The sequence below is a fragment of the Nocardia sp. NPDC055321 genome (assembly GCF_053645575.1).
Genome location: NZ_JBSHMS010000020.1, coordinates 97,913 through 119,336, shown reverse-complemented (window position 1 = coordinate 119,336; position 21,424 = coordinate 97,913). Strand labels below are relative to the sequence as shown.

At 69.5% G+C, this 21,424-nt stretch carries 18 protein-coding genes and 1 pseudogene; 9 read left to right on the top strand and 10 right to left on the bottom strand.

Annotated features, from left to right (window positions below; all coding sequences use genetic code 11):
* The first annotated feature begins 71 nt into the window (after positions 1 to 71).
* Positions 72 to 1,637: an amidophosphoribosyltransferase gene (gene purF / locus ACWIGI_RS29615; RefSeq protein ID WP_454205834.1), complete on the top strand. Its 1,566-nt coding sequence runs from the start codon at positions 72 to 74 to the stop codon at positions 1,635 to 1,637.
* A 466-nt stretch (positions 1,638 to 2,103) separates the two neighbouring features.
* Positions 2,104 to 3,183 (top strand): phosphoribosylformylglycinamidine cyclo-ligase, encoded by a 1,080-nt coding sequence (purM, locus tag ACWIGI_RS29610; RefSeq protein WP_454205832.1) that lies wholly within the window; start codon positions 2,104 to 2,106, stop codon positions 3,181 to 3,183.
* Between the two features lie 272 nt (positions 3,184 to 3,455).
* On the opposite strand, the gene ACWIGI_RS29605 is transcribed toward purM, so the two are convergent.
* The 4 genes from ACWIGI_RS29605 to ygfZ form a co-directional block, all read right to left on the bottom strand.
* On the bottom strand, positions 3,456 to 3,680 hold the full coding sequence (locus ACWIGI_RS29605) for a DUF3073 domain-containing protein (RefSeq protein WP_454205830.1): 225 nt from the start codon (positions 3,678 to 3,680) through the stop codon (positions 3,456 to 3,458).
* A gap of 207 nt (positions 3,681 to 3,887) precedes the next feature.
* Positions 3,888 to 4,850 carry an asparaginase gene (locus ACWIGI_RS29600; protein ID WP_454205829.1) on the bottom strand — a complete coding sequence of 321 codons (963 nt, stop codon included), beginning with the start codon at positions 4,848 to 4,850 and terminating at the stop codon, positions 3,888 to 3,890.
* A complete protein-coding gene (locus ACWIGI_RS29595) occupies positions 4,847 to 5,545 on the bottom strand; it encodes an MOSC domain-containing protein (RefSeq protein ID WP_454205827.1) in 699 nt (232 codons plus the stop codon). The genes ACWIGI_RS29600 and ACWIGI_RS29595 overlap by 4 nt, the downstream gene beginning before the upstream one ends.
* Positions 5,542 to 6,657, bottom strand: a complete 1,116-nt coding sequence (ygfZ, locus tag ACWIGI_RS29590) for a CAF17-like 4Fe-4S cluster assembly/insertion protein YgfZ (protein WP_454205825.1) — start codon at positions 6,655 to 6,657, stop codon at positions 5,542 to 5,544. Before ygfZ ends, ACWIGI_RS29595 begins: the two co-directional genes overlap by 4 nt.
* Before the next feature lie 225 nt (positions 6,658 to 6,882).
* On the opposite strand from ygfZ, the gene ACWIGI_RS29585 reads away from it, so the two are divergent.
* The 5 genes and pseudogenes from ACWIGI_RS29585 (at position 6,883) to ACWIGI_RS29565 (ending at position 14,738) form a co-directional block, all read left to right on the top strand.
* Positions 6,883 to 7,806 carry an aminodeoxychorismate lyase gene (locus ACWIGI_RS29585; protein ID WP_454205824.1) on the top strand — a complete coding sequence of 308 codons (924 nt, stop codon included), beginning with the start codon at positions 6,883 to 6,885 and terminating at the stop codon, positions 7,804 to 7,806.
* Between the two features lie 197 nt (positions 7,807 to 8,003).
* Complete coding sequence (locus ACWIGI_RS29580; protein ID WP_454205822.1) at positions 8,004 to 9,488, top strand: cytochrome ubiquinol oxidase subunit I; 1,485 nt, start codon at positions 8,004 to 8,006, stop codon at positions 9,486 to 9,488.
* A gap of 9 nt (positions 9,489 to 9,497) precedes the next feature.
* Positions 9,498 to 10,547 carry a cytochrome d ubiquinol oxidase subunit II gene (gene cydB, locus ACWIGI_RS29575; protein ID WP_454205820.1) on the top strand — a complete coding sequence of 350 codons (1,050 nt, stop codon included), beginning with the start codon at positions 9,498 to 9,500 and terminating at the stop codon, positions 10,545 to 10,547.
* A gap of 25 nt (positions 10,548 to 10,572) precedes the next feature.
* Positions 10,573 to 12,510, top strand: a pseudogene (locus ACWIGI_RS29570) (ABC transporter ATP-binding protein/permease); the annotation flags it as partial.
* 581 nt (positions 12,511 to 13,091) lie between these two features.
* The gene (locus ACWIGI_RS29565) at positions 13,092 to 14,738 is read left to right on the top strand and encodes an ATP-binding cassette domain-containing protein (RefSeq protein ID WP_454205819.1); all 1,647 of its coding nucleotides are present in this window, start codon (positions 13,092 to 13,094) and stop codon (positions 14,736 to 14,738) included.
* 447 nt (positions 14,739 to 15,185) lie between these two features.
* Here the strand turns inward: ACWIGI_RS29565 and ACWIGI_RS29560 are convergent, their stop codons facing one another.
* From ACWIGI_RS29560 to ACWIGI_RS29535, 6 genes are all read right to left on the bottom strand, one after another.
* Positions 15,186 to 15,911, bottom strand: coding sequence for an FABP family protein (locus tag ACWIGI_RS29560; protein WP_454205817.1), 726 nt, complete (start codon positions 15,909 to 15,911; stop codon positions 15,186 to 15,188).
* 178 nt (positions 15,912 to 16,089) lie between these two features.
* Positions 16,090 to 16,395, bottom strand: coding sequence for a DUF1416 domain-containing protein (locus ACWIGI_RS29555; RefSeq protein ID WP_454205815.1), 306 nt, complete (start codon positions 16,393 to 16,395; stop codon positions 16,090 to 16,092).
* A gap of 6 nt (positions 16,396 to 16,401) precedes the next feature.
* Positions 16,402 to 17,235: a sulfurtransferase gene (locus ACWIGI_RS29550; protein WP_454205814.1), complete on the bottom strand. Its 834-nt coding sequence runs from the start codon at positions 17,233 to 17,235 to the stop codon at positions 16,402 to 16,404.
* A gap of 63 nt (positions 17,236 to 17,298) precedes the next feature.
* Complete coding sequence (locus tag ACWIGI_RS29545) at positions 17,299 to 17,787, bottom strand: DUF4395 domain-containing protein (RefSeq protein WP_454205813.1); 489 nt, start codon at positions 17,785 to 17,787, stop codon at positions 17,299 to 17,301.
* A gap of 258 nt (positions 17,788 to 18,045) precedes the next feature.
* Complete coding sequence (locus tag ACWIGI_RS29540) at positions 18,046 to 18,498, bottom strand: thioredoxin family protein (RefSeq protein ID WP_454205811.1); 453 nt, start codon at positions 18,496 to 18,498, stop codon at positions 18,046 to 18,048.
* The gene (locus ACWIGI_RS29535; protein WP_454205809.1) at positions 18,495 to 19,340 is read right to left on the bottom strand and encodes an LmeA family phospholipid-binding protein; all 846 of its coding nucleotides are present in this window, start codon (positions 19,338 to 19,340) and stop codon (positions 18,495 to 18,497) included. The genes ACWIGI_RS29540 and ACWIGI_RS29535 overlap by 4 nt, the downstream gene beginning before the upstream one ends.
* A gap of 221 nt (positions 19,341 to 19,561) precedes the next feature.
* Here ACWIGI_RS29535 and ACWIGI_RS29530 point away from each other — a divergent pair, with 221 nt between their 5' ends.
* Both ACWIGI_RS29530 and mshD read left to right on the top strand, forming a co-directional pair.
* A complete protein-coding gene (locus tag ACWIGI_RS29530; RefSeq protein ID WP_454205807.1) occupies positions 19,562 to 20,317 on the top strand; it encodes a winged helix-turn-helix transcriptional regulator in 756 nt (251 codons plus the stop codon).
* Positions 20,317 to 21,213, top strand: a complete 897-nt coding sequence (gene mshD, locus ACWIGI_RS29525; RefSeq protein WP_454205805.1) for a mycothiol synthase — start codon at positions 20,317 to 20,319, stop codon at positions 21,211 to 21,213. The genes ACWIGI_RS29530 and mshD overlap by 1 nt, the downstream gene beginning before the upstream one ends.
* Positions 21,214 to 21,424 lie beyond the last annotated feature (211 nt).

Genomic DNA, 21,424 nt, shown 5'->3' with positions numbered 1-21,424 from the left:
CAGCGGTGGGTTGCACGATGGTTACCCGTAGGATGGGTCCTGCCCCCCGCCCGCCTAACAGGGAGCACATGGTGACCCAGCCCCCCGAAGCCACCACCCCCGATCAGCCCGAGAACGAACCTCGCGAAGAATGCGGTGTTTTCGGTGTCTGGGCGCCGGGCGAGGATGTGGCCAAGCTCACGTACTACGGACTCTACGCACTGCAGCATCGGGGCCAGGAGGCGGCGGGCATCGCCGTATCCGACGGCTCGCAGATCCTGGTCTTCAAGGATCTTGGCCTGGTGAGCCAGGTCTTCGACGAACAGACCCTCGCTGCCATGCCCGGCCATGTGGCCGTTGGACATTGCCGCTACTCCACCACCGGGTCCACCAGCTGGGAGAACGCCCAGCCGATCTTCCGCACCACCGCCGTCGGCACCGGACTTGCCCTGGGCCACAACGGAAATCTCGTCAACACCGCCGAATTGGCCACGCGCGCACGCGAACTCGGCCTGATCAGCGGCCGGCTGGCCGGTCCGATCGCCGCCACCTCCGACTCCGACGTGATGACGGCGCTGCTCGCGCATGCCGCCGCGGACAAGAGCATCGAGCAGGCCGCCATGGAGCTGCTGCCGACCGTGAAGGGCGCGTTCTGTCTCGCCTTCATGGACGAGCACACCCTGTACGCCGCGCGCGACCCGCACGGGGTCCGCCCGCTGTGCCTGGGCCGGCTGGACCGTGGCTGGGTGGTCGCCAGCGAGACCGCCGCCCTCGACATCGTCGGCGCCTCCTTCGTCCGCGAGATCGAACCCGGCGAACTGCTGGCCATCGACGCCGACGGCGTGCGCTCCTCGCGCTTCGCCAACCCCACCCCCAAGGGCTGCGTCTTCGAATTCGTGTACCTCGCCCGCCCGGACAGCACCATCTCCGGCCGCTCGGTGCACTCCACCCGCGTCGACATCGGCCGCCGCCTGGCCCTGGAACACCCGGTCGACGCCGACCTCGTGATCCCCGTCCCGGAATCGGGCACCCCCGCCGCGGTCGGCTACGCGCAGGGCTCCGGCGTGCCGTACGGGCAGGGCCTGATGAAGAACGCCTACGTCGGGCGCACCTTCATCCAGCCCAGCCAGACCATCCGCCAGCTCGGCATCCGGCTCAAGCTGAACCCGCTGCGCGAGGTCATCCGCGGCAAGCGGCTCATCGTGGTGGACGACTCCATCGTGCGCGGCAACACCCAGCGCGCGCTGATCCGCATGCTGCGCGAGGCCGGCGCCCTGGAGATCCACGTGCGGATCGCCTCCCCGCCGGTCAAGTGGCCCTGCTTCTACGGCATCGACTTCGCCTCGCGCGCGGAGCTGATCGCCAACGGCGCGGGCACCGGCGGCATCGCGGGCACCAGCGTCGACGACATGGTCGAGGGCGTGCGCCGCTCGATCGGCGCCGACAGCCTCGGCTACATCTCGATCGACGAGATGGTCGCCGCGACCGAGCAGCCCCGCTCGCGCCTGTGCTGCGCCTGCTTCGACGGCCAGTACCCGATCGAGCTCCCCGCCGAGTCCGCCATCGGCAAGAACGTCCTGGAAAGCGTCCTCAGCGGCGCGAAGGAGTCGGACCTCTTGGCGGACAACGCGAATGCGAGCGCCCTGAGCCGCCCGTAGCGATACGCCACCCCACGAATGCCCGCTCACGATCGCAATCGCGAGCGGGCTTTCGCATTTCCGCCCTGGGTCATGGCCGCCGAACGGACTGTCCGTTCGATGTCGGTCAATGTCGTTGCGAATGGCGACAACCGATTTCGTTCCGGTCGGGGTAACTCCCCGGGTACGCCCAGGGTGGATTGCGCACCCAACCGCTGCTACGCGTGCCCGGCAGGTCACGGCTCCCAGGCCGTGCGCTGAATATGCGGGGAGGCGGGGGAGCTCGTTGCGAATGGCGACAACTGATTTCGTTCCGATCGGGGTAACTCCTCGGGTACGCCCAGAATGGAACCCCCACTCAACCGCCGCTACGCGTACCCGCCAGGTCACGGCTCCCAGGCCGTGCGCTAAATATGCGGGGAGGCGGATCAGTTATTCTGAGCAGCGCATCTATCCACCCCGATTCGGCTTGGAGCTCTCCCCGACAATGACTGAACAGACACCCAGTGGCGCCGGTGCTTCCTACGCGGCGGCCGGAGTGGACATCGAAGCCGGCGACCGCGCAGTAGAACTGTTCGCACCGCTGGCCAAGAAGGCCAGCCGGCCCGAGGTACAGGGTGGCCTCGGCGGATTCGCGGGACTGTTCGCACTCAAGGGTGGCTACAAGGAGCCGCTGCTCGCCGCCTCCACGGACGGCGTCGGCACCAAGATCGCCATCGCGCAGGCGATGGACAAGCACGACACCGTCGGCCTCGACCTGGTCGCCATGGTCGTCGACGACCTGGTGGTGTGTGGCGCGGAACCGCTGTTCCTGCAGGACTACATCGCCGTCGGCAAGGTCGTCCCCGAGCGCGTGGCCCAGATCGTCTCCGGCATCGCCGAGGGCTGCATCCAGGCCGGCTGCGCCCTGCTCGGCGGCGAGACCGCCGAACACCCGGGTCTGATGGGCGCCGACGACTACGACATCTCCGGCACCGGTGTCGGCGTGGTGGAAGCCGACGCCGTCCTCGGCCCCGACCGCGTGCGCGCGGGTGACGTCGTCATCGCCATGGGCTCCTCGGGCCTGCACTCCAACGGCTACAGCCTCGCCCGCAAGGTGCTCCTCGACATCGACCGCATGTCCCTCACCGGACACGTCGAAGAGTTCGGCCGCACCCTCGGCGAAGAGCTGCTCGAGCCCACCAAGATCTACGCCAAGGACTGCCTGGCCCTGATCGCCGAAACCGACGTGCGCACCTTCTCGCACGTCACCGGCGGCGGCCTGGCCCAGAACCTGGCCCGCGTGCTCCCGGCCGGCATGGTCGCCGAGCTCGACCGCGGCACCTGGAACCCGGCCCCGGTCTTCAAGCTCATCGCCCAGCGCGGCCGCGTCGAGCGCGCCGAGATGGAGAAGACCTTCAACATGGGCATCGGCATGGTCGCGATCGTGGCCCCCGAGGACGCCGACCGCGCCCTGGCCGTGCTGACGGCCCGCCACATCGACTGCTGGACCCTCGGCACGGTGAAGAAGGCCAAGGACGTCGACGCCGTGCGCGCCGTACTCCTGGGGGACCACCCTCGTTTCTGAGGAAGACATAGCAGAGGCCCCGATCGCTCTCGAGTGATCGGGGCCTTGCTATTTGTCTGGAATGTCGAATTCTTATGTGGGGGTAGCCGATACGTTGCGGCTAGGGGGCGCGCAGCGGGTCATCTACCGAGAACACACGTCGGCGCCCCACCCTTGCGGGTGAGACGCGTGTGAATCGGCTATCCGGAAAAGATGGCTTCGAAGACTCGGGGACGTGCCGAAGGGGCAGACCGTACACGGGCCTGCCCCTTGGAACGTCGAGAAAATCCGAGTCAGCGGCGCCAGTCGTCGTAGTCGTCTTCGTCCCAGCGCGACTGCGAGTCCTTCGCGTCGTGCTCGTCGGAAAGCACAGGGCTCCGAGGCAAGTCCGCGGGCCTCCCTGGCAGCTCACTCCCCGACAGCTCGCGCTGAAGGTTCTTGAAGTCGGTAGGCGCCGAGCTGTACTTGAGCTCGCGCGCTACCTTGGTCTGCTTTGCCTTAGCCCGGCCACGGCCCATGGCTGACCCCCTCGCGTCACTGCGGGGCGGCCTGGGGTGGTTTGGCGGCCCCGTTCGAATTAATAATCTTCCTGACAGACACTTTAGCGTGTGTCAGGCGGTCTCGCTTCCAGGAGTGGGGCAGAAAGCGCCGAAGTGCCGCCCGGGACCGCCGCCACGAGGCGTTCCGGGCTGTCGAACGGGGATCGAGCCGAGGGGATTCCGGGGTCAGAGCACCCCCGGAACCGCTCGGATGACGCCCACCCGGGCGCCGCCGCCGAGCACCGGCGTAGCCGCCAGCTCCGCGTGCTGATCGGTCCACTCGATACCCATACGCTGCAGAATGGCCGTGGTCAGCGGCAGTCGGGCCCGATCCGCGCCGTCGTCGATCTTGTACGCGAAGGCCGAACCGTCGGGCAGCGCGCCCGCGTGCACGCCGTCCGCGCCGATCTTGCAGAGCAGTCCGGGCGTCGCGGTCATGATGCGCAGATCCGGACCGTCCGTGCCGGAAATCACTCGCGGATGCGCGCGAATCGCGTCCGCCACGGCGCGTTCCGGGCTACCTTCCGGCGCGGTGGTCAGCGTGGCGTAGGCCCGGGCCAGATTCACCAGCGACACCGGCACGATCGGCAACCCGCAACCGTCGATGCCCAGATCGGTCTCCGGCTCACCGGTGACATCGGCGATGGTCGCCAGCACCGACCGTTGCAGCGGGTGGCCGAGCTCCATGTATCCGCGGGTCGGCCAGCCGTTGAGCCGGCAGGTCGCGAGCATGGCCGCGTGTTTGCCGGAACAGTTCATGAAGATCGGGCGGGCCGCCTTGCTCCGCTCGGTCCCGACCAGCGCCGCCGCCCGCGACAGCTCCTCCGACGGCAGGTCCGGCGGGCATTCCAGATCGTCCTCGGTGAAGCCGAAGCGGTCGAGCAGCCGCTGCACCAGCTCGACATGATCGGGCTCGCCGAAATGCGAGGCGGTGGTGATGGCCAGCTCGGCCTGATCGAGCGGCTCGAAACCGTTGCGCAGCAGGGCCAGTGCCTGCATCGGCTTGTTCGTCGAGCGCGGGAAGATCGGGCCGTGCACCGCCCCGGCCTCGACCAGGGGCTCACCGTCCGGGCGCAGGAGCACCAGCGAGCCGCGATGCACGCACTCGCGGAACCCCGAGCGCACGACCTCCACCAATTCCACGCTCACGCGGTCGCTCCCTCCGCGGGCCGGACCGACCGGCCCGCCGCGTTGTCATGACGCCGCCGGTGCCGCTCGATCTGCATGCGCACGTCGTCGGACACGGTCGGCTCGGATTCGAGCAGCAGGTTCAGCCGGGACATGTCCGCACCGGTGAACAGATCGCGGACGGTGACGCCGTGCGCGGGCTCGGACAGCACCCGCACCGCGTCGCCCGCGCCGATCGTGCCCGCGGTGATCACCCGGAAGTAGGCGCCCGTGTTCGCCTGCGCGGTGAACCTTTTCACCCACTGCTGCTCGCCGCTCCAGCGCTGGAAGGTGGCGCACGGCACGCGCGGCGCCGACACCTCCAGCACGGTGTCGCCGATGGCCCAGCGCGCGCCGAGCACGGCATCGCTCACCGGCAGCCCGGACACCCGCAGATTCTCGCCGAACCAGCCTGCGGGCAGTTCGCGGTCCAACTCCCGGGACCAGCGGCGGGCGTCCTCCTCGGCGTAGGCGTACACGGCCTGGTGCGCGCCGCCGTGATGGTCGACATCGCAGACGTGGTCACCCTCGAGCCCGAGCGTGCGCACCGGAACCCGGTGCGGCACGGGCCTTTTGTCGATGGCGGTCCGCCCGACCCGGCCGGGCACCTCCAGCTCCTCGAAGACCACGCACACCGCGAGCACCTGCCCGGTCGCACCGGGGGCGGGTGCGCTCATCGACCGCGCAGCTTCTCGACGGCGAGCCGGCCGGCCTGCGGTTCGTCGTGGGCGGGAACCGAATCCGCGTCGATCGAGGCCGCGACCGGGCCCACCGTAAGTGCGGTGTCGGCGGGAATGTTGCGTTTGATCAAAGCCAGTGCGACGGGGCCGAATTCGTAGTGATCGACCACCGTGCCCAGCACACCCACCGCGCGGCCGCCCGCCGTCACCGGCTCACCGGGCTCGGGCCGGGCGTCGGCGGACCCGTCCAGGTGCAGCAGCACCAGGTGGCGGGGCGGCTTGCCGAGATTGTGGACCCGGGCCACCGTCTCCTGGCCGCGGTAGCAGCCCTTGTTCAGGTGCACCGCGCCGAACTGCTCGACGCCGCCGATCCAGTTCACCTCGTGCGGAATCGTGCGATCGTCGGTGTCCAGGCCGATGCGCGGGCGCAGCGCCAGCACGCGCAGCGCCTCGAAGGTCCAGCTGCCCGCGGCCTCGGCGCCCGCCTCGCGCAGGCGGGTCCACCAGGCGGTGAGCTGATCGCGGGGGATGACCAGGTCGAAGGAGTCCGCGGTGGGCCAGGGCATGCGGCGCAGGAAACCACCGCCGGGCAGGGCCACGGCCCGGTACACCTCGGGCAGGGCGTCGACGCCCAGGGCTCCGGTCAGCTTCGGCACGTCGGGGCCGATCAGGCTCAGCACCGAGTGGTCGCCGGCGGCCACCGGTTTCGCGTCGGCCCAGAAGACCATCTTCTGCAGGAAGCTCAGCAGCTCCGGGCCGCGGTCGGCCTCGGTGTCGATCCACACCGTGCCGTCGAGATCGGTGAGGACGAAGTGGTGCAGTACCCGGCCGTTGAGGTCGAGATCGAGGTTCTCCGCGGACTGCCCGTCACCCAGATTCGCCACGTGCTGACTGGAGATGGTGTGCAGCCATGTCAAGCGCTCTTTACCGGTCATGGCCAGCACGGATCGATGCGATCGATCGATCACCGCCACCCGGTGCACGGCGGCGCGTTGCTCGCCCAGCGGATCCCCGTAATGCCACGCGACCGCCGCATCGGGTGACCCGGGCGGCCCCGCGACAGCCCCCGGAAACTGCAGAATCGGACTGGGTGCTACCTCGAAGGACACCCCACCACCCTAGCGGTGTTCGATCTCCGGCCTCCGGCGGCGTGTTGCACGGCACCCCCGCGGCGGCTCGATCGAGAGCCTCGGACGGGGGTGAACGCGGGGCCGGCGGCGCGCCGGTCGGGAGCGCCGCGCCGGGTGATCGAAGCGCCGGTGGCGGGCGGGCGCCGGGCTGTCGGCCGGACGGTTATCACTCCGTGACGCGCGCACTGACCTAGGCTCGGCTGCATGGTGGAACGGGTTCTGGTGACTCTTGACGGCGCGATCCGGGATCCGGACGCGCCGCTGTTGTATGCGGACGACATCGGCGCACTGCGCGGCGACGGCATCTTCGAAACGGTCCTGGTGCGCGACGGCGTGGCCTGCGCGCTCGAACTGCATCTGGCGCGCCTGCGGCGCTCGGCGCAGGCCCTCGACCTGCCCGCGCCGGACGTGGACGCCTGGCGTTTCGCGGTCGAACTGGCGGCCGAGGAGTGGGGCCGCGAGCGCGAGGGCATGTTGCGTATGACCCTGACCCGCGGGCGGGAGAGCGATCAGGGCAGTGGCAAACAATCAGCTAACAAGGCCGGGGGTATGTCCGCCGCCGAACCGCCGACCACCGGTTACGTTTTGGTGCAGGCCGTCGCCGATCGGGTGAAAACCGCCCGCGCCGAAGGTGTTTCGGTCATCACACTCTCGCGCGGCATCTCCGTCGATCTGGCGCAGGCCGCACCCTGGCAGCTACTGGGCGCGAAAACCCTGTCCTACGCGACGAACATGGCCGCCCTGCGGTTCGCCCAGCGCATGGGCGCCGACGACGCCATCTTCACCAGCACCGAGCACCGGGTGCTCGAGGGGCCGCGCTCGACAGTCGTTGTGGCGCGCGACAATCAGCTCATCACCCCGCCCGCGCGCATCGGCGTACTGCCGGGCACCACGCAGCGGGCGCTGTTCACCCAGGCGGAGAAGGCGGGCTGGGACTGCCGGTACGAGCCGCTGTTCACCGCGGATCTGATCACCGCCGACAGCGTCTGGATGCTCTCCAGCATCACCCTCGCGGCGCGGGTCAAATCGCTGGACGGACTGCGCATGTCGGCCCCCGACAACGCGGCCGAGATCGCGGCGCTGGTGGATCGCGGCATCGCCCTGCCGGGCAGCATCGCCGATTGGTAGCTCGATAGGAATTCGGATTTCCGGCCGGTCGGCATGACCCCGGCCACGTTCCGCGCGCCCTGAGCAGGGCTTCGGTCGGATCTGCTATCACACTCCAGCAACTTTTCGGCACACTATGGCGCGGCACACGTTGATCTGACGGCGGCACGGCGTACTCTTCGGTACTACGTCATGTCGTAGATCGGCCTGGAGGTCGGATGAGCGTCGTGGATCTAGCGCGCTGGCAGTTCGGTATCACCACCGTGTATCACTTCATTTTCGTGCCGCTCACCATCGGGCTCGCGCCGGTCGTCGCCGGTATGCAGACCGCGTGGGTCATCACGGGAAAGGAGCACTGGTTACGGCTCACGAAGTTCTTCGGGAAGCTCTTCCTGATCAACTTCGCGCTCGGTGTTGCCACCGGCATCGTGCAGGAATTCCAGTTCGGTATGAACTGGAGCGAGTACTCGCGCTTCGTCGGTGACGTCTTCGGCGCACCGCTGGCGATGGAGGCCCTGGTGGCCTTCTTCCTGGAATCCACCTTCCTCGGACTGTGGATCTTCGGCTGGACCCGGCTGCCGAAAAAGGTGCACCTGGCTACCATTTGGCTGGTCGCCATCGGCGTGAACGCCTCGGCGTACTTCATCATCGCCGCCAACTCGTTCATGCAGCATCCGGTCGGGGCCGAGTTCAACCCCGAGACCGGGCGCGCCGAGCTCACCAGCATCTGGGCGCTCATCACCAACAACACCACCCTCGCCGCCTTCCCGCACGTGGTCGCCGGAGCGTTCCTCACCTCGGGCACCTTCGTCGCCGGCATCGCGGGCTGGTGGATGGTGCGTAAGGCGCGGCAGGCCAAGGCCGAAGGGTCCGAGGCGCCGCTGCACGAGGCCCGCACCATGTGGCGCTCGGCCTCCCGGGTCGGCGCGTTCATCGTGCTCATCGCCGCAGTCGCCCTCGTCTACACCGGCGACGTGCAGGGCAAGCTCATGTTCAAACAGCAGCCCATGAAGATGGCCTCGGCGGAATCGTTGTGCCACACCGAAACCGACCCGGACTTCTCGGTGCTCACCGTCGGCACGCACAACAACTGCGACAGCGTCGACCACCTCATCGAGGTGCCGTACGTCCTGCCGTGGCTGGCCGAGGGCCGGTTCAACGATGTCACCCTCGAGGGCGTCGTCGACCTGCAGCAGTCCTACAACGAGAAGTTCGGCCCCGGCGACTACCGGCCCAACCTGTTCGTCACCTACTGGTCCTTCCGGGCCATGATCACCTGGATGGCGGGCTCGCTGCTGCTGGTACTGGCCGGCTTCTGGGTCACCCGCCGCGGGCGCATCCCGGACCAGAAATGGTTCTCCTGGCTCTCGCTGCTGGCCATCGCCACCCCGTTCCTGGGCAACATCTCCGGCTGGGTCTTCACCGAGATGGGCCGCCAGCCCTGGGTGGTCGCGCCCAACCCGGACGGTGACCCGACCATCCGAATGACCGTGCAGGAGGGCGTATCCGGCGTCACCGCCGGCACCGTCGTCACCTCGCTGGTGGTGTTCACCCTGCTCTACGGCCTGCTCGCGGTGGCCTGGTTCTACCTCATGCGCCGCTACATCGTCGCCGGACCGGAAGCCCCGGCCCCGGTCGACACCGGGCCGCGGATGACCGGGGACCCCGGGGATTCCGTCGACAAGCTTTCCTTCGCCTACTAGGAGCCCGGGATGAGTCTCCCTGAATTCTGGTTCTTACTGATCGCGGTGCTCTTCACCGGCTACTTCGTGCTGGAGGGCTTCGACTTCGGCGTCGGAATGCTCATGCCCATCCTCGGAAGGGGCAACGAGACCCGAAAGCGCGTGGTGCTCAACACCATCGGGCCGGTGTGGGACGGCAACGAAGTGTGGCTGCTCACCGCCGGTGGCGCCATGTTCGCCGCCTTCCCCGAGTGGTACGCCAGCCTGTTCTCCGGGTTCTACCTGGCGCTGCTGCTGATCCTGGTCGGGCTGATCGTGCGCGCCTGCGCCATCGAATGGCGCGGCAAGATCAACGACGACAAGTGGCGGCGCTGGTGCGACATCGGCATCGGGCTCGGCTCGTGGATCCCCGCGCTCGCCTGGGGTCTGGCCTTCGCCAACATCGTGCGCGGGGTGAAGCTCAACGAGCGCAGGCACATCGAGGGCAACCTGCTCGATCTGCTGAACCCGTACGGCCTGCTCGGCGGGCTCACCACGCTGCTGCTGTTCCTGCTGCACGGCGCGGTGTTCATCACCCTCAAGACCGGCAACGAGATGCGCGACGACGCACAGGCGCTGGTGCGCAAGCTCTTCGTGCCCACCGCCGTGGTCGTGGCCGCCTTCGGCATCTGGACCCAGCTCGCGTACGGCCGCGGCTGGACCTGGATTCCGCTGGCGCTGGCCGTGATCGGACTGCTGGTCGCGGGCTTCGCGGCCACCCAGGGCCGGGACGGCTGGGCCTTCACCGGCACCGCGCTCACCATCGCCTCGGCCACCGCGCTGCTGTTCGGCGCGCTGTTCCCGAACGTGCTGCCCTCCACCATCGACGCGGCCTTCAGCCTCACCGTCGACGGGCGGGACGGCACCGTCTCGGCCTCCTCGAGCCACTACACGCTGGTGGTCATGAGCTGGGTGGCGGTGGCCATGGTGCCCGTCGTGCTGATCTACCAGGGCTGGACCTACTGGGTGTTCCGCCAGCGCCTGACCGTCGAGCAGATCCCGCCCTCCATCGGGCTGCCGATGGAATCCACCCCGAAATAACCGACGACAGTACGGATTCGACGCGATGGCACGACCGGTAGACCCGCGCCTGTGGCGGTACGCCCGCTCCGCACGCACGTATCTCGCCCTGAGCGTGGCGTTGTCGCTGGCGATCACGATGAGCATCGTGGTCGCGGCGCTCGCCCTGGCGCGGGTCCTCGCCGGCGTCATCACCGACGCCACCCGCCGTGACATCGGTTCGTGGCGTGTCGAACTCGTGGTATTCACCGTCGCCGTGCTGTTCCGGGCCGCCGCCACCTGGTGGCAGGCCCGGCTGGCGCATCGAGCGGGAGCGCGGGTGGTCGCCGAACTGGAGACCGCCGTGCTCACCGCGGGCGCGCAGCTGCCGCCGCGCGAATTGGAGTCGCGGCGCACCGAATTGGCGGTAATCGTCGGCTCCGGACTGAGCGGCCTGCGCGCCTACCTCGCGGGATACCTGCCCGCCCTGCTGCTTTCGCTGCTGGTCCCGCCGATCCTGCTGGCGGTGATCGCCGCACACGACTGGATCTCCGGCGCGATCATCCTGGTGACCCTGCCGCTGATCCCGATCTTCATGATCCTGATCGGGCTGCTCACCAAGGGGCGCGCCGAGCAAACCCTGGCCGCGACCACGCGGCTCTCGGATCAGCTGCTGGATCTGTTCGCCGGGATGCCGACCCTGCGCGCCCTGGGGCGCGAGAGTGGCAGCGACGGTGCGGCGGCGGCTCCCATCGCACCGCACCGCTACGGCGATCCGGCTCCGAGGCGCGGGCGCGCGATCGAATCGACGATCGGACCCGACGCCGAGACGTCCGCGCTGGCCGACCGCACCACCATGCGGCATCGCGTGCGCCGCCTCGGCGACGACCTGCATCGGCGCACCATGTCGGCGCTGCGGATCGCCTTCCTGTCCTCGATGGTCCTCGAGGCCCTCGCGACGCTGTCGGTCGCGCTCGTGGCCGTCTCGATCGGCCTGCGGCTGGTCTACGGCGAGATGGGCCTGTACGCGGGCCTGCTCGCCCTGATCCTCGCGCCCGACGTGTACCTCCCGCTGCGCGCTGTCGGCGAGCGCTTCCACGCCGCCCAAGACGGCATGGCCGCTGCGGAAAAGGCGTTCGCCATCCTCGAACCCGGCACCGGGGCGGATGAGTCCGCCGACGGCGACACGGCCACCGCTCGGGCATCAGCCGGAACCGCTGGGAGGGGATCGGCCGGACCCGCCCACGCCGCCCGCGCGATGGACAGCTCGCGTGCCCTCGGCACCGCCGACACGGCTCCCGCCCCCGCCGTCGCGTCCGACTTCGCCGGTGTCATCGGCGCAGCCCCCTCGAGCACCCGGGAACCCGACGGCCACATCGTGATTCGCGGGCTGTCGGTGGCCGCGCGGGACGGCCTGGCGCCGCACGCGCTGTCGGGCACGCTGCGCCGCGGCGCGGTCACCGTGCTCACCGGCCCCAACGGCAGCGGCAAATCCACCGCCCTGCAGGCGCTCCTGGGCCTGGTCGCACCCGCCGCCGGTACCGTCGTCGTGGATGACGTTCCGGTCGCCGACCTGGACCCCGACCACTGGTGGTCGCAGGTCGCCTGGCTCCCACAGCGCCCGGTCCTCGTCCCCGGCACCCTGCGCGACAACATCGAACTTCTCGGCCCGCCCGCCGACGCCGCCGACCTCGAGGACGCTTCCCGTGCAACCGGATTCGACACGGTCCTGGCCGAGCTCCCCGACGGCTGGAACACCCGCCTCGGCCCCGGCGGCACCGGCCTGTCCCTCGGCCAGCGCCAGCGCCTGGCCCTGACCCGCACCCTCGCCGCCGATCGCGCGGTCCTGCTCCTGGACGAGCCGACCGCCCACCTGGACCCCGCCTCCGAAGCCCGCGTCCTACGGGCCCTGCGCGCCCGCGCGGCGGCGGGCGCGACCGTCGTCCTGGTCGCCCACCGCCCGGCCCTGCTCGCGATCGCCGACGAGATACTGACCGTCACGTCGAGCGGCGGTGACACCGAAACCGTTGCGGCCCACGTCGCCACCCATCCGGGTACGACAGTCGCCGGTGCACCCGCCACGGACGTGGTGCCCAAGGCCGACACCACCCCGATCACATACCCATCCCCGGCGTCATCGGGCCGGGGAACGAAAAGCGTGGCATCCGAGCATGTTCCGCCGCAGCCGGGTTCCGCCGGCCACGAGCGCGCGGCAGTGGCCGATACCTCGCTCGCCACCCCGCATGCCGCCGTTGCACCGGCTCCCGAGGGCCCGGTTCGGACCCGGTCGATCGCCGTGGGCGAGCCCGCCGCGCGAACGGGGGGCGAGGCCGTATCGCCGGGCTCCGATCCGGTTGGAGGTGACGAGACCTCTTCGACCGACCGGAACGCGGGGCCGAACACCGGCGGCATGTCGGCTGCGGCGGTGCGTGAAACAACCTGCGTGGGAAACGAGTCGGGTCGCTCGACACCGGATCCGGCGCACCACACGGGGGAGTCGGCGGACGTGGCGGGCCGGCACGTCCGCGCCGGCGCCGAGATGACGAGTTCGACCGCTGGGCACGGGGATCGGAAGGTGGAGGCGCGATGACCGGTGCGCTGGCGGACTTTCGGCGGGTGCGGGAGCTGTTGGAGCTCTCGCGGTGGCGGATGGCCGTCTCCATCGGGTGGGGGACGGCCGCGCTCGGGAGCGGGTTCGCGCTCGCGGCGCTGGCGGCGTGGTTGATCGCGCGGGCGTGGGAGATGCCGCCGGTGCTGGATCTCACCATCGCGGTGGTCACCGTCCGGGCGCTGGGGATCGCGCGGGGACTGTGCCGGTATCTCGAGCGGCTGGCCACCCACGACGTGGCGCTGCGGTCCATGAGCCTGGCGCGGACCAAGACCTATCGGGCGCTGGCCGGGGCCGAGATCTGGCGGCCCAGGCGCAGCGGGCCGGAAGACGAAGGGCGGCAGGGGGATCCGGCGGCACTGCGGCGCGGGGAGCTGCTGGGGCGGGTCGGGGCGGACATCGACGACCTGGGGGCGGTGGTGGTGCGGGCGTTCGTGCCGATCGCCGTCGCCGTGCTGCTCTCGCTCATCGCCGTCGGGCTGCTGGCTTTCATCTCGGTGCCCGCGGCGCTCGTTCTCGCCGTGGCGCTGGCGATTTCCGGGATCCTCGCGCCGTGGCTGTCGGCACGAGCCGCGCGGGAGGCAGAGCTCGCGGTGCGGGACGACCGGACCGCGTTCACCGCCGAGGCGCTGACCGTGCTCGACCACGCACCCGAACTACGCGTCGCGGGCAGGCTTTCCGGGGCCCTGGCCGCCGCCGAGCGGGCCGGGGGACGGGCGGTCGACGCCGAGGACCGCGCGGCCGCGCGCAGCGCCTACGCGGCCGCGGTGCTGCCGCTGTCCATCGGCGCCAGCGTGCTGGGCGCACTGCTCATCGGAATCACCCTGTACGGCAGCGGATCCGGCGACCGCGTCCTGGGATTCCAGACCGTGCAGCCCGGCGGCATCTCGCCGATGGCCCTCGCCGTGCTGGTCCTGGTACCGCTGTCCGCCTTCGAAGCCGTCGCGGTGCTGCCGGGCGCGGCACAGGCCCTCACCAACGGCCGGGCCGCGCTGCGGCGCCTGCGCCGGCTCGAAGAACAGGCCGGAACCGGCCGTCCCGCAACGGAACCGCCGCCGCTGCCCGAGGGCCGCCGGATCGCGGTCACCGGGCCCAGCGGTGCGGGCAAGACCACGCTGCTCATGGCCTGGGCCGGACTCTTCGACACCCCGCGCCCCGGCGTCACCTTCTTCGCCGAGGACGCCCACGTCTTCGGCACCACCGTCCTCGAGAACCTGCGCGTGGCCCGCGGCGACATCACCGCCGCCGAAGCCGAGGGCGCTTTGCGCGCGGTCGGCGCGGGGGAGTGGCTCGATTCGCTGCCCGACGGCCTGCAGACCGACCTGGTCGGCGGGGCCGCCGCGATCTCGGGCGGCCAGCGCCGCCGCCTGCTGCTGGCCCGCGCCCTGCTCTCGCCCGCGAGGGTCCTGCTGCTCGACGAACCCACCGAACACCTGGAAGCCGAGGCGGGCGCGGAACTTCTGCGCCGCCTGCTCGACCCGGACAGCGGCCTGGTCGAGCCCGCCCGCACGGTAGTGGTCGTGACCCATCAGCTGCCGCCGGACCATCGCGCGGACACCCTCGTCGAAATCGACCCGAATGGAACCGTGAACACCCGTCGGATTGTTCCCGTATCCGGCTTCTGACCTGCTATTTCGCGTTACGGGAAAATACGTTGCCGCCGGCCGATCACACGACTAGTTTCGTGTGTACACAAGGAAGGAGGTGATTCGAGTAATGGTTTATTCGAGGACGCGTGAGGTGGCTGCCCGCTAGGCACCCATCGCTGCAAACGGATTCACGTAGCGCGAAGTGCTGAGCGAATCCCAGGCAGCCACCCGGCCCCCGAGTCCCAGGTCACGTCCTGATCTGGATCGCGTGAGTTGCATCCGCGATACGACTCGGGGGCCGTTCCGTTCCGCCTCCCCGGGAATTCAAGGCTGGCCCGCCCGTCCGCGAATTCAAGCCTGACTCAGGTGTGCCGAAGGCTGCGTCGGCCGCTCGCCGTTCCAGCGTTGGACAGTCAGCCCGTACCCGGTGAGTTACCCCGAACTCGCGAGATCACGAGTTCCTTTGGGGGAAAGAACAATTACCTACCCGATGTAGCGTTGCAGGCGGGCCGAGAGGCGGGGTTCCAGGACGCCGTCGGGGCCGATGCGCTCCTCGACGTAGCCGAGGTCGCCGCCCTCCACGATGCCGTACAGGCGCTTGGCGCCGCCCACCACGATGCCGGACTGGCTGCGGATCACCACGTCGGTGGCGAGCTCCCAGGACGACTGGGTCAGGGCCTGGCCGTAGAACAGTTCGACGATGCCCGAGGAATGGGTGAGCAGCAGCTCCAGCACCTCGTCGTCACCGTCGATGCCGACCCGCCAGAAACCGCTCTCGCGCAGATCCGGGCCGGAGTACGCGCCCTCGGTGTCGACGACCCACGAACGGGCCTCCCACGTCAGGTAGTCGCCGCCGTCGTGCGAGACGATGATCTGCTGACCGAAGCGATAGTCGCCGGTCTCGGGATCGTTGCCCTCGCCCTCGCCGCGCCACACGCCGACCAGCGGCAGCAGCGCGAGCATGGAGGAACTCAGGTCCGGACCCTGCCGCAGATTCGCGGTATCGATGGGTAGCGGGAGATCGGGGAGCGAGGGAATGTTCCGCGGCGCGGTCGACTTGGCCCGCTCGACGGCTTCGGCGACCGCCTGGTCACCGCTGCGCCGGGGCGAGTCGTCCGCGCGCACGGAGGCATCACGGCTCGCGGCGGACGCGTCCCGCGTCGTGCCGTCGGCCGTGGTTTCGGCGTTCTCGCTCGCCGACTCGCTCACGACTCGGTGAACAGCCGGTAGAGGACGTAAATCCCGAACCAGGCGATCAGTAGCGATACGACGACCAGGAGGATCTCGAAGGCAAGCACCACGCATCGGAGTCTAGCGGCCCGGTTGCTCAGAAATGAAAACGACCCCGGGAAATGAATCCCGGGGTCGTTCTCCGTAATTCGCGGTACTACTTGGCGACGGTGACGTCCACGTTGTGGATGCCGTTGCCCTCGGGGGCGATCTCGGCGGTGCCGTTGCCCGACGCGGACAGCGCGCGGATGGTCCACGAGCCCGGCGCGGCGAAGAAGCGGAAGTCGCCGGTGCCCGAGGCCACGACCTCGGCGGTGAAATCGCCATTGCCGTCCAGCAGGCGGACGAACGCGCCACCGACGGTCTGGCCGTCAGCGGTCAGGACGCGGCCGGTGATGACCGTCTCCTTCTCCACGTCGACGCCCGCCGGAATGGCCTGTCCCTGGGTAGGTGCTGCACACATATTTGATTACGCTCCCAACTCGATCGGTGCACCGACGAGGGAGCCGTACTCGGTCCAGCTCCCGTCGTAGTTCTTGACGTTCTTGTGGCCCAGCAGCTCCTGCAGCACGAACCAGGTGTGCGAGGAACGCTCGCCGATGCGGCAGTAGGCGATGGTCTCCTTCTCGCCGTCCAGGCCCGCTTCCTTGTAGATGGCGGCGAGCTCGTCGTCGGACTTGAAGGTGCCGTCCTCGTTCGCGGCCTTGGACCACGGCACGTTGATGGCGGTCGGGATGTGGCCCGGACGCTGCGACTGCTCCTGCGGCAGGTGGGCCGGGGCCAGGATCTTGCCGGAGAACTCGTCGGGCGAGCGCACGTCGACCAGGTTCTTGGTGCCGATGGCCTGGATGGCCTCGTCGCGGAAGGCGCGGATCGACAGATCCTGCTCCGACGCCTTGTAGGCGGTGGCCGGACGGGTCTTGACGTCCTTGACCAGCGGGCGGGCGTCGAGCTCCCACTTCTTGCGGCCGCCGTCGAGGAGCTTCACGTCCTGGTGGCCGTAGAGCTTGAAGTACCAGTACGCGTAGGCCGCGAACCAGTTGTTGTTGCCGCCGTAGAGCACCACGGTGTCATCGTTGCCGATGCCGCGGGCCGACAGCAGATCGGAGAACTGCTCGCGGTTGACGAAGTCACGCCGAACCTGATCCTGCAGGTCCTTCTTCCAGTCCAGACGGACGGCGCCCTCGATGTGGCCGAGGTCGTAGGACGAGGTGTCCTCGTCGACCTCGACGAGGACGACGCCGGGGGTGTTCAGGTTCTCTTCGACCCAGTCTGCGGAGACCAGGACCTCGGAGCGAGCCATGTTGTTCCTTTCGGTGGTGCCGGGGTCAGGCGGTAGTGATGCGTTGGTTGGGATACAGGTGGTTCAGGGGTTCGGGGTCGCGGTGGCGGCGGATTTGGGCAGCAGGCGCGCGGCGACGGGATAGATCAAGCAGCCCAGGCAGATTCCGAAGGCCGCGTTCAGGAAGGCCGCGAACAACGCGAAACCGGTGAAGACCGAGCCCGCGACCGCGCTGCCGGCGGCGAAGCCGATCACGCCGAGCGCGGCGAACACGAACCCGACCAGCTGGGCGAAGCGCAGCGGGGGAACCGGTTCGACCTCGGCCGCCGGCCCGATGCGCGGCGCGACCGCGGCGGCGAAGATCCGCCCGTACGGGCTGCGGCGGGGTCCGTAGGCCGCGCCTAGCGCGAAGACCACGGCCTGCGCGGCCAGCAGAATCGCGGCGGCGGGAACGGAGAACACGGAGATCACCAGGACCAGTGCCAGCACGGCGGTGGTGATCCAGGCGGCGAAACGCGGCCCGCGTACATCCACCTGACCATTGGGAGGTTTACCGGGATTGGGGTTCGACATATGTGTGCTCCTGCGCTGAGGGGATTTCGGCCAGTTCGCCGGAGGATCGAAACGACCTCATCTACGGCGGGACGTGAAACCGGTCGGCGTCAGAAGGGAACGAAAGGCCGACCGGCTAGCGGCACAGGCAGCAACAACCACCGAGGCGGCACAGGTCTACCGTGCGGCGTCGGGTGAGCATCAGCTCGCGGTTGGATTGCACGAGAGGGAGTTTACCCGGTTTTCGGGGGAAATTGGACCCGGGGCCCGTAATGCTGGTCACTCGACCGCCCCGGAAACCGTTAGCGAGGCCAATGACCTGCGGAGATCCGCCGCCTTCGGCACGCCCGAAATCCGGAAGCGCTCCCCGCCCGCGGCGTCCAGGATGAAGGTCGTCGGCAGCGAGAGCACGTTCAGCTCCCGCGCCAGCTCGGGGTTGGCGTCGATGTCGAGTTCGAGATCCAGCGGCGCGGCCGGTTCCGCGGCCAGCTCGCCGGTGACGCTCGCCACGACCCGGCGTACCGCGGCGCACGGGCCGCACCAGTCGGCGGAGAAATGCAGGACCGTGGGATGGCCGGGCAGCACGCCCGCCGCCGCGAGCAGCCGCTCACGTCCGGTGTCGGCGGTCACGGCCGGGGCGCCCGCGCGCACGCGGCCCTCGTTGCGGCGCAACAGGACCCCCGCGCCCACCGCGGCGGCGAGCGCGACCAGCAGCACGGCCAGCGCGGTCACGGCTGCTGTAGCCGATCCAGATCCACGGTCACGTCTTTGCCCTTGCCCTCGACGACTATCTGCCCGCCGCTGGCCTCCACCTTGGTGGGGACGATGCCGAACGGCAGGTCACGAGTGTCGATGGTACGTGTGAACATGGCGAGCACTCTGGGCTTGTCGGCCTCGGAGATCACCCGCGGGGAGGTGTCCGCGCCGCTCAGCACGGTGTTCTCGGTGCCGCGATAGATATCGGTCGCGGTGATCTGAATCTCGTCGCCGACCAGCCGCAGCGTCGCCAGCACGCTCACCGCTTCTTTACTGCGGGTGCTGACGGTCAGCGGGCCGGTGGAGTCGGGAGCCGAGTCCAGCGGCAGGGTGCCGGTGAGGATGATCACGCCGTCGTTGGTCATCCCCGAACCGCCGGAGCCGCCCAGGCCGTCGGACTTGTCCGCGGGCGGGCCGAACACCTGCAGATCCGGAATCTTGAACAGCCGGCCGAGCTCGTTGGGTTCCACGCGCATCCGGGCCTCGACCTGATCCACCGGCACCGTGCTGACCTTGCCGTCGGTGAGATCGCCGAAGGGAAGATGCACGCCGCGCAAGTTGGCTTCGACACGAATTTCGCCCGGAATGTCGGGTCGCACCGCGCGCGCCCGAATGTCCACGTTCTGGAACTCGCCGTTCATGGCCTGGACCACGAAGGGGAATCCGTGGAAGGTCACCTCGGGGTCGGCGCCCAGGTCCGAACCCTCGCGCAGCAGCCGCGACACCCGGTACTCCGAATACGCGGCGGCGCCGAAATCGAGTACGACCGCCAGCCCCGCCAGACAGAGCAGGCCAATGATCACCTTCCGGAAACCCATGCCCGCAACCCTAATGGGGACGAGTACGCCGGGCCCCGGCCACGGTCGCTCCCAGCGCGCGGGCCGGTTTTCGATAGCCGAGCCCCGCTGGACCGCCTCGATGACTCGGCCCGGCGCCGGGACACGCTAATGTAGCAACCGACTTACCTGTGATAACCAGCATGATGTCGTGGCGTACAGAGCGGTTGCCACGCACGTGCCAGATGGGATGGAGGGCCCCCATGGAGCTGCTCCTGCTGACCTCCGACCCCAACCCCGAGGCGGTTCTGCCGTCGCTGGCGTTGTTGCCGCACCACGTGCGGCCCGCGCCGACCGAGGTCGCGTCACTGCTCGAGGCGGGTTCCGCCGATGTAGCGCTGGTCGACGCCCGCACCGATCTGGCCGCCGCGCGCGGCCTTTGTCGTTTGCTGGGCAGCACCGGTTCGTCGGTGCCGGTCGTCGCGGTGCTGACCGAAGGCGGGCTCGTCGCGGTGAACGCGGACTGGGGCCTGGACGACATCCTGCTGCCCGGCACCGGCCCGGCCGAACTGGACGCCCGGCTGCGCCTGCTCGTCGCCCGCAACGGCGGCGTCGCCAGCCCGGAGAACACCGGCAAGATCACCCTCGGTGAGCTGGTGATCGACGAGGGCACCTACACCGCCCGGCTGCGCGGTCGCCCACTCGACCTGACCTACAAGGAGTTCGAGCTCCTCAAGTACCTCGCGCAGCACGCGGGCCGGGTCTTCACCCGCGCGCAGCTGCTGCAGGAGGTCTGGGGCTACGACTTCTTCGGCGGCACCCGCACCGTGGACGTGCACGTGCGGCGCCTGCGCGCCAAGCTCGGCAGTGAATACGAATCCCTGATCGGCACCGTGCGCAACGTCGGCTACAAGGCGGTGCGCCCGGCGCGGACGGCCGCGGGCAAGGGTGAGACCGTCACCTTCCCCGATGCCGAAGGCGCCGACGACGAATTGACCACGGCGAACGGTTCTCTCTGATGTCTTCTCCCGCGGACCGGCTGCCCGACGAGACCGCCGGGGTGGTGCGGGAGCTGCTCGATCGCGCCACCGCCGCCGACGGCGTCGCGCCCATCTCCGAACAGGCCGTGCTGTCGCTGAGTTCGGACGACATCGAGGCCAGGCATTTCGTCGTCGTCCGCGACGGCGTGCCCGCCGGATACGCGAATCTGGCTCCCGCGCACGGTGATCACCCCGCGATGGCCGAGGTCGCCGTCAATCCGGAGTGCCGTGGACAAGGCATCGGCACCGAGCTGGTGCGGACCGCGCTCGCCGCGGGCGGGCCGGGCGCCCGGGTCTGGGCGCACGGCGATCTGCCGCCCGCCAAGGCCGTCGCGGCGCGGCTGGGACTGCGGGTCGCACGGGAACTGTGGCAAATGCGCCGGGATCTCGCTACTTCCGAGCTACCGGAATTGACGGTCCCGGACGGCCTGGAACTGCGCACCTACGCGGGCCCGGCGGACGACGCCGAGATCCTGCGGGTCAACAACGCCGCCTTCGCCTGGCATCCGGAACAGGGCGGGTGGACCGAGCGCGACATCGCCGCGCGCCGGGCCGAATCCTGGTTCGATCCGGAGGGCCTGTTCATCGCGTTCGATCCCGCCGATAAGGATCGAGTGCTCGGATTCCACTGGACCAAGATCCACCATGACGAAAACCCGCCGCTCGGTGAGGTTTACGTGGTCGGCGTCGATCCGGCCGCGCAGGGTCGCGGACTGGGACGGCTGCTGACGCTGGCGGGACTGCGGTATCTGCGCGATCGCGGGCTGCCGCAGGTGCTGCTCTACACCGAGGCGGACAACACCGCCGCCGTCCACACCTACACCAAGCTGGGTTTCGCACCCGCGCACGTGGATGTGGCGTACACCGCGGGGTGATCCCGCCGCCCGGAGTCCGGTGCCGGGGCCCGAGATCCGGGCCTCAGGCAACTCTGAGGCAATTGTCACAGAACGTGCAGCGTAATCGCGCCGGGTTGTTCATCTCCCGTTCACCTGCCCAGGTCCAACTGGCCACCAGCCCCCCTTACTTTGCTTGTGGGCGGTACCGAACTGCCCGGTGCGCGAGTTCCCAGCGAACAGCCACCAATCA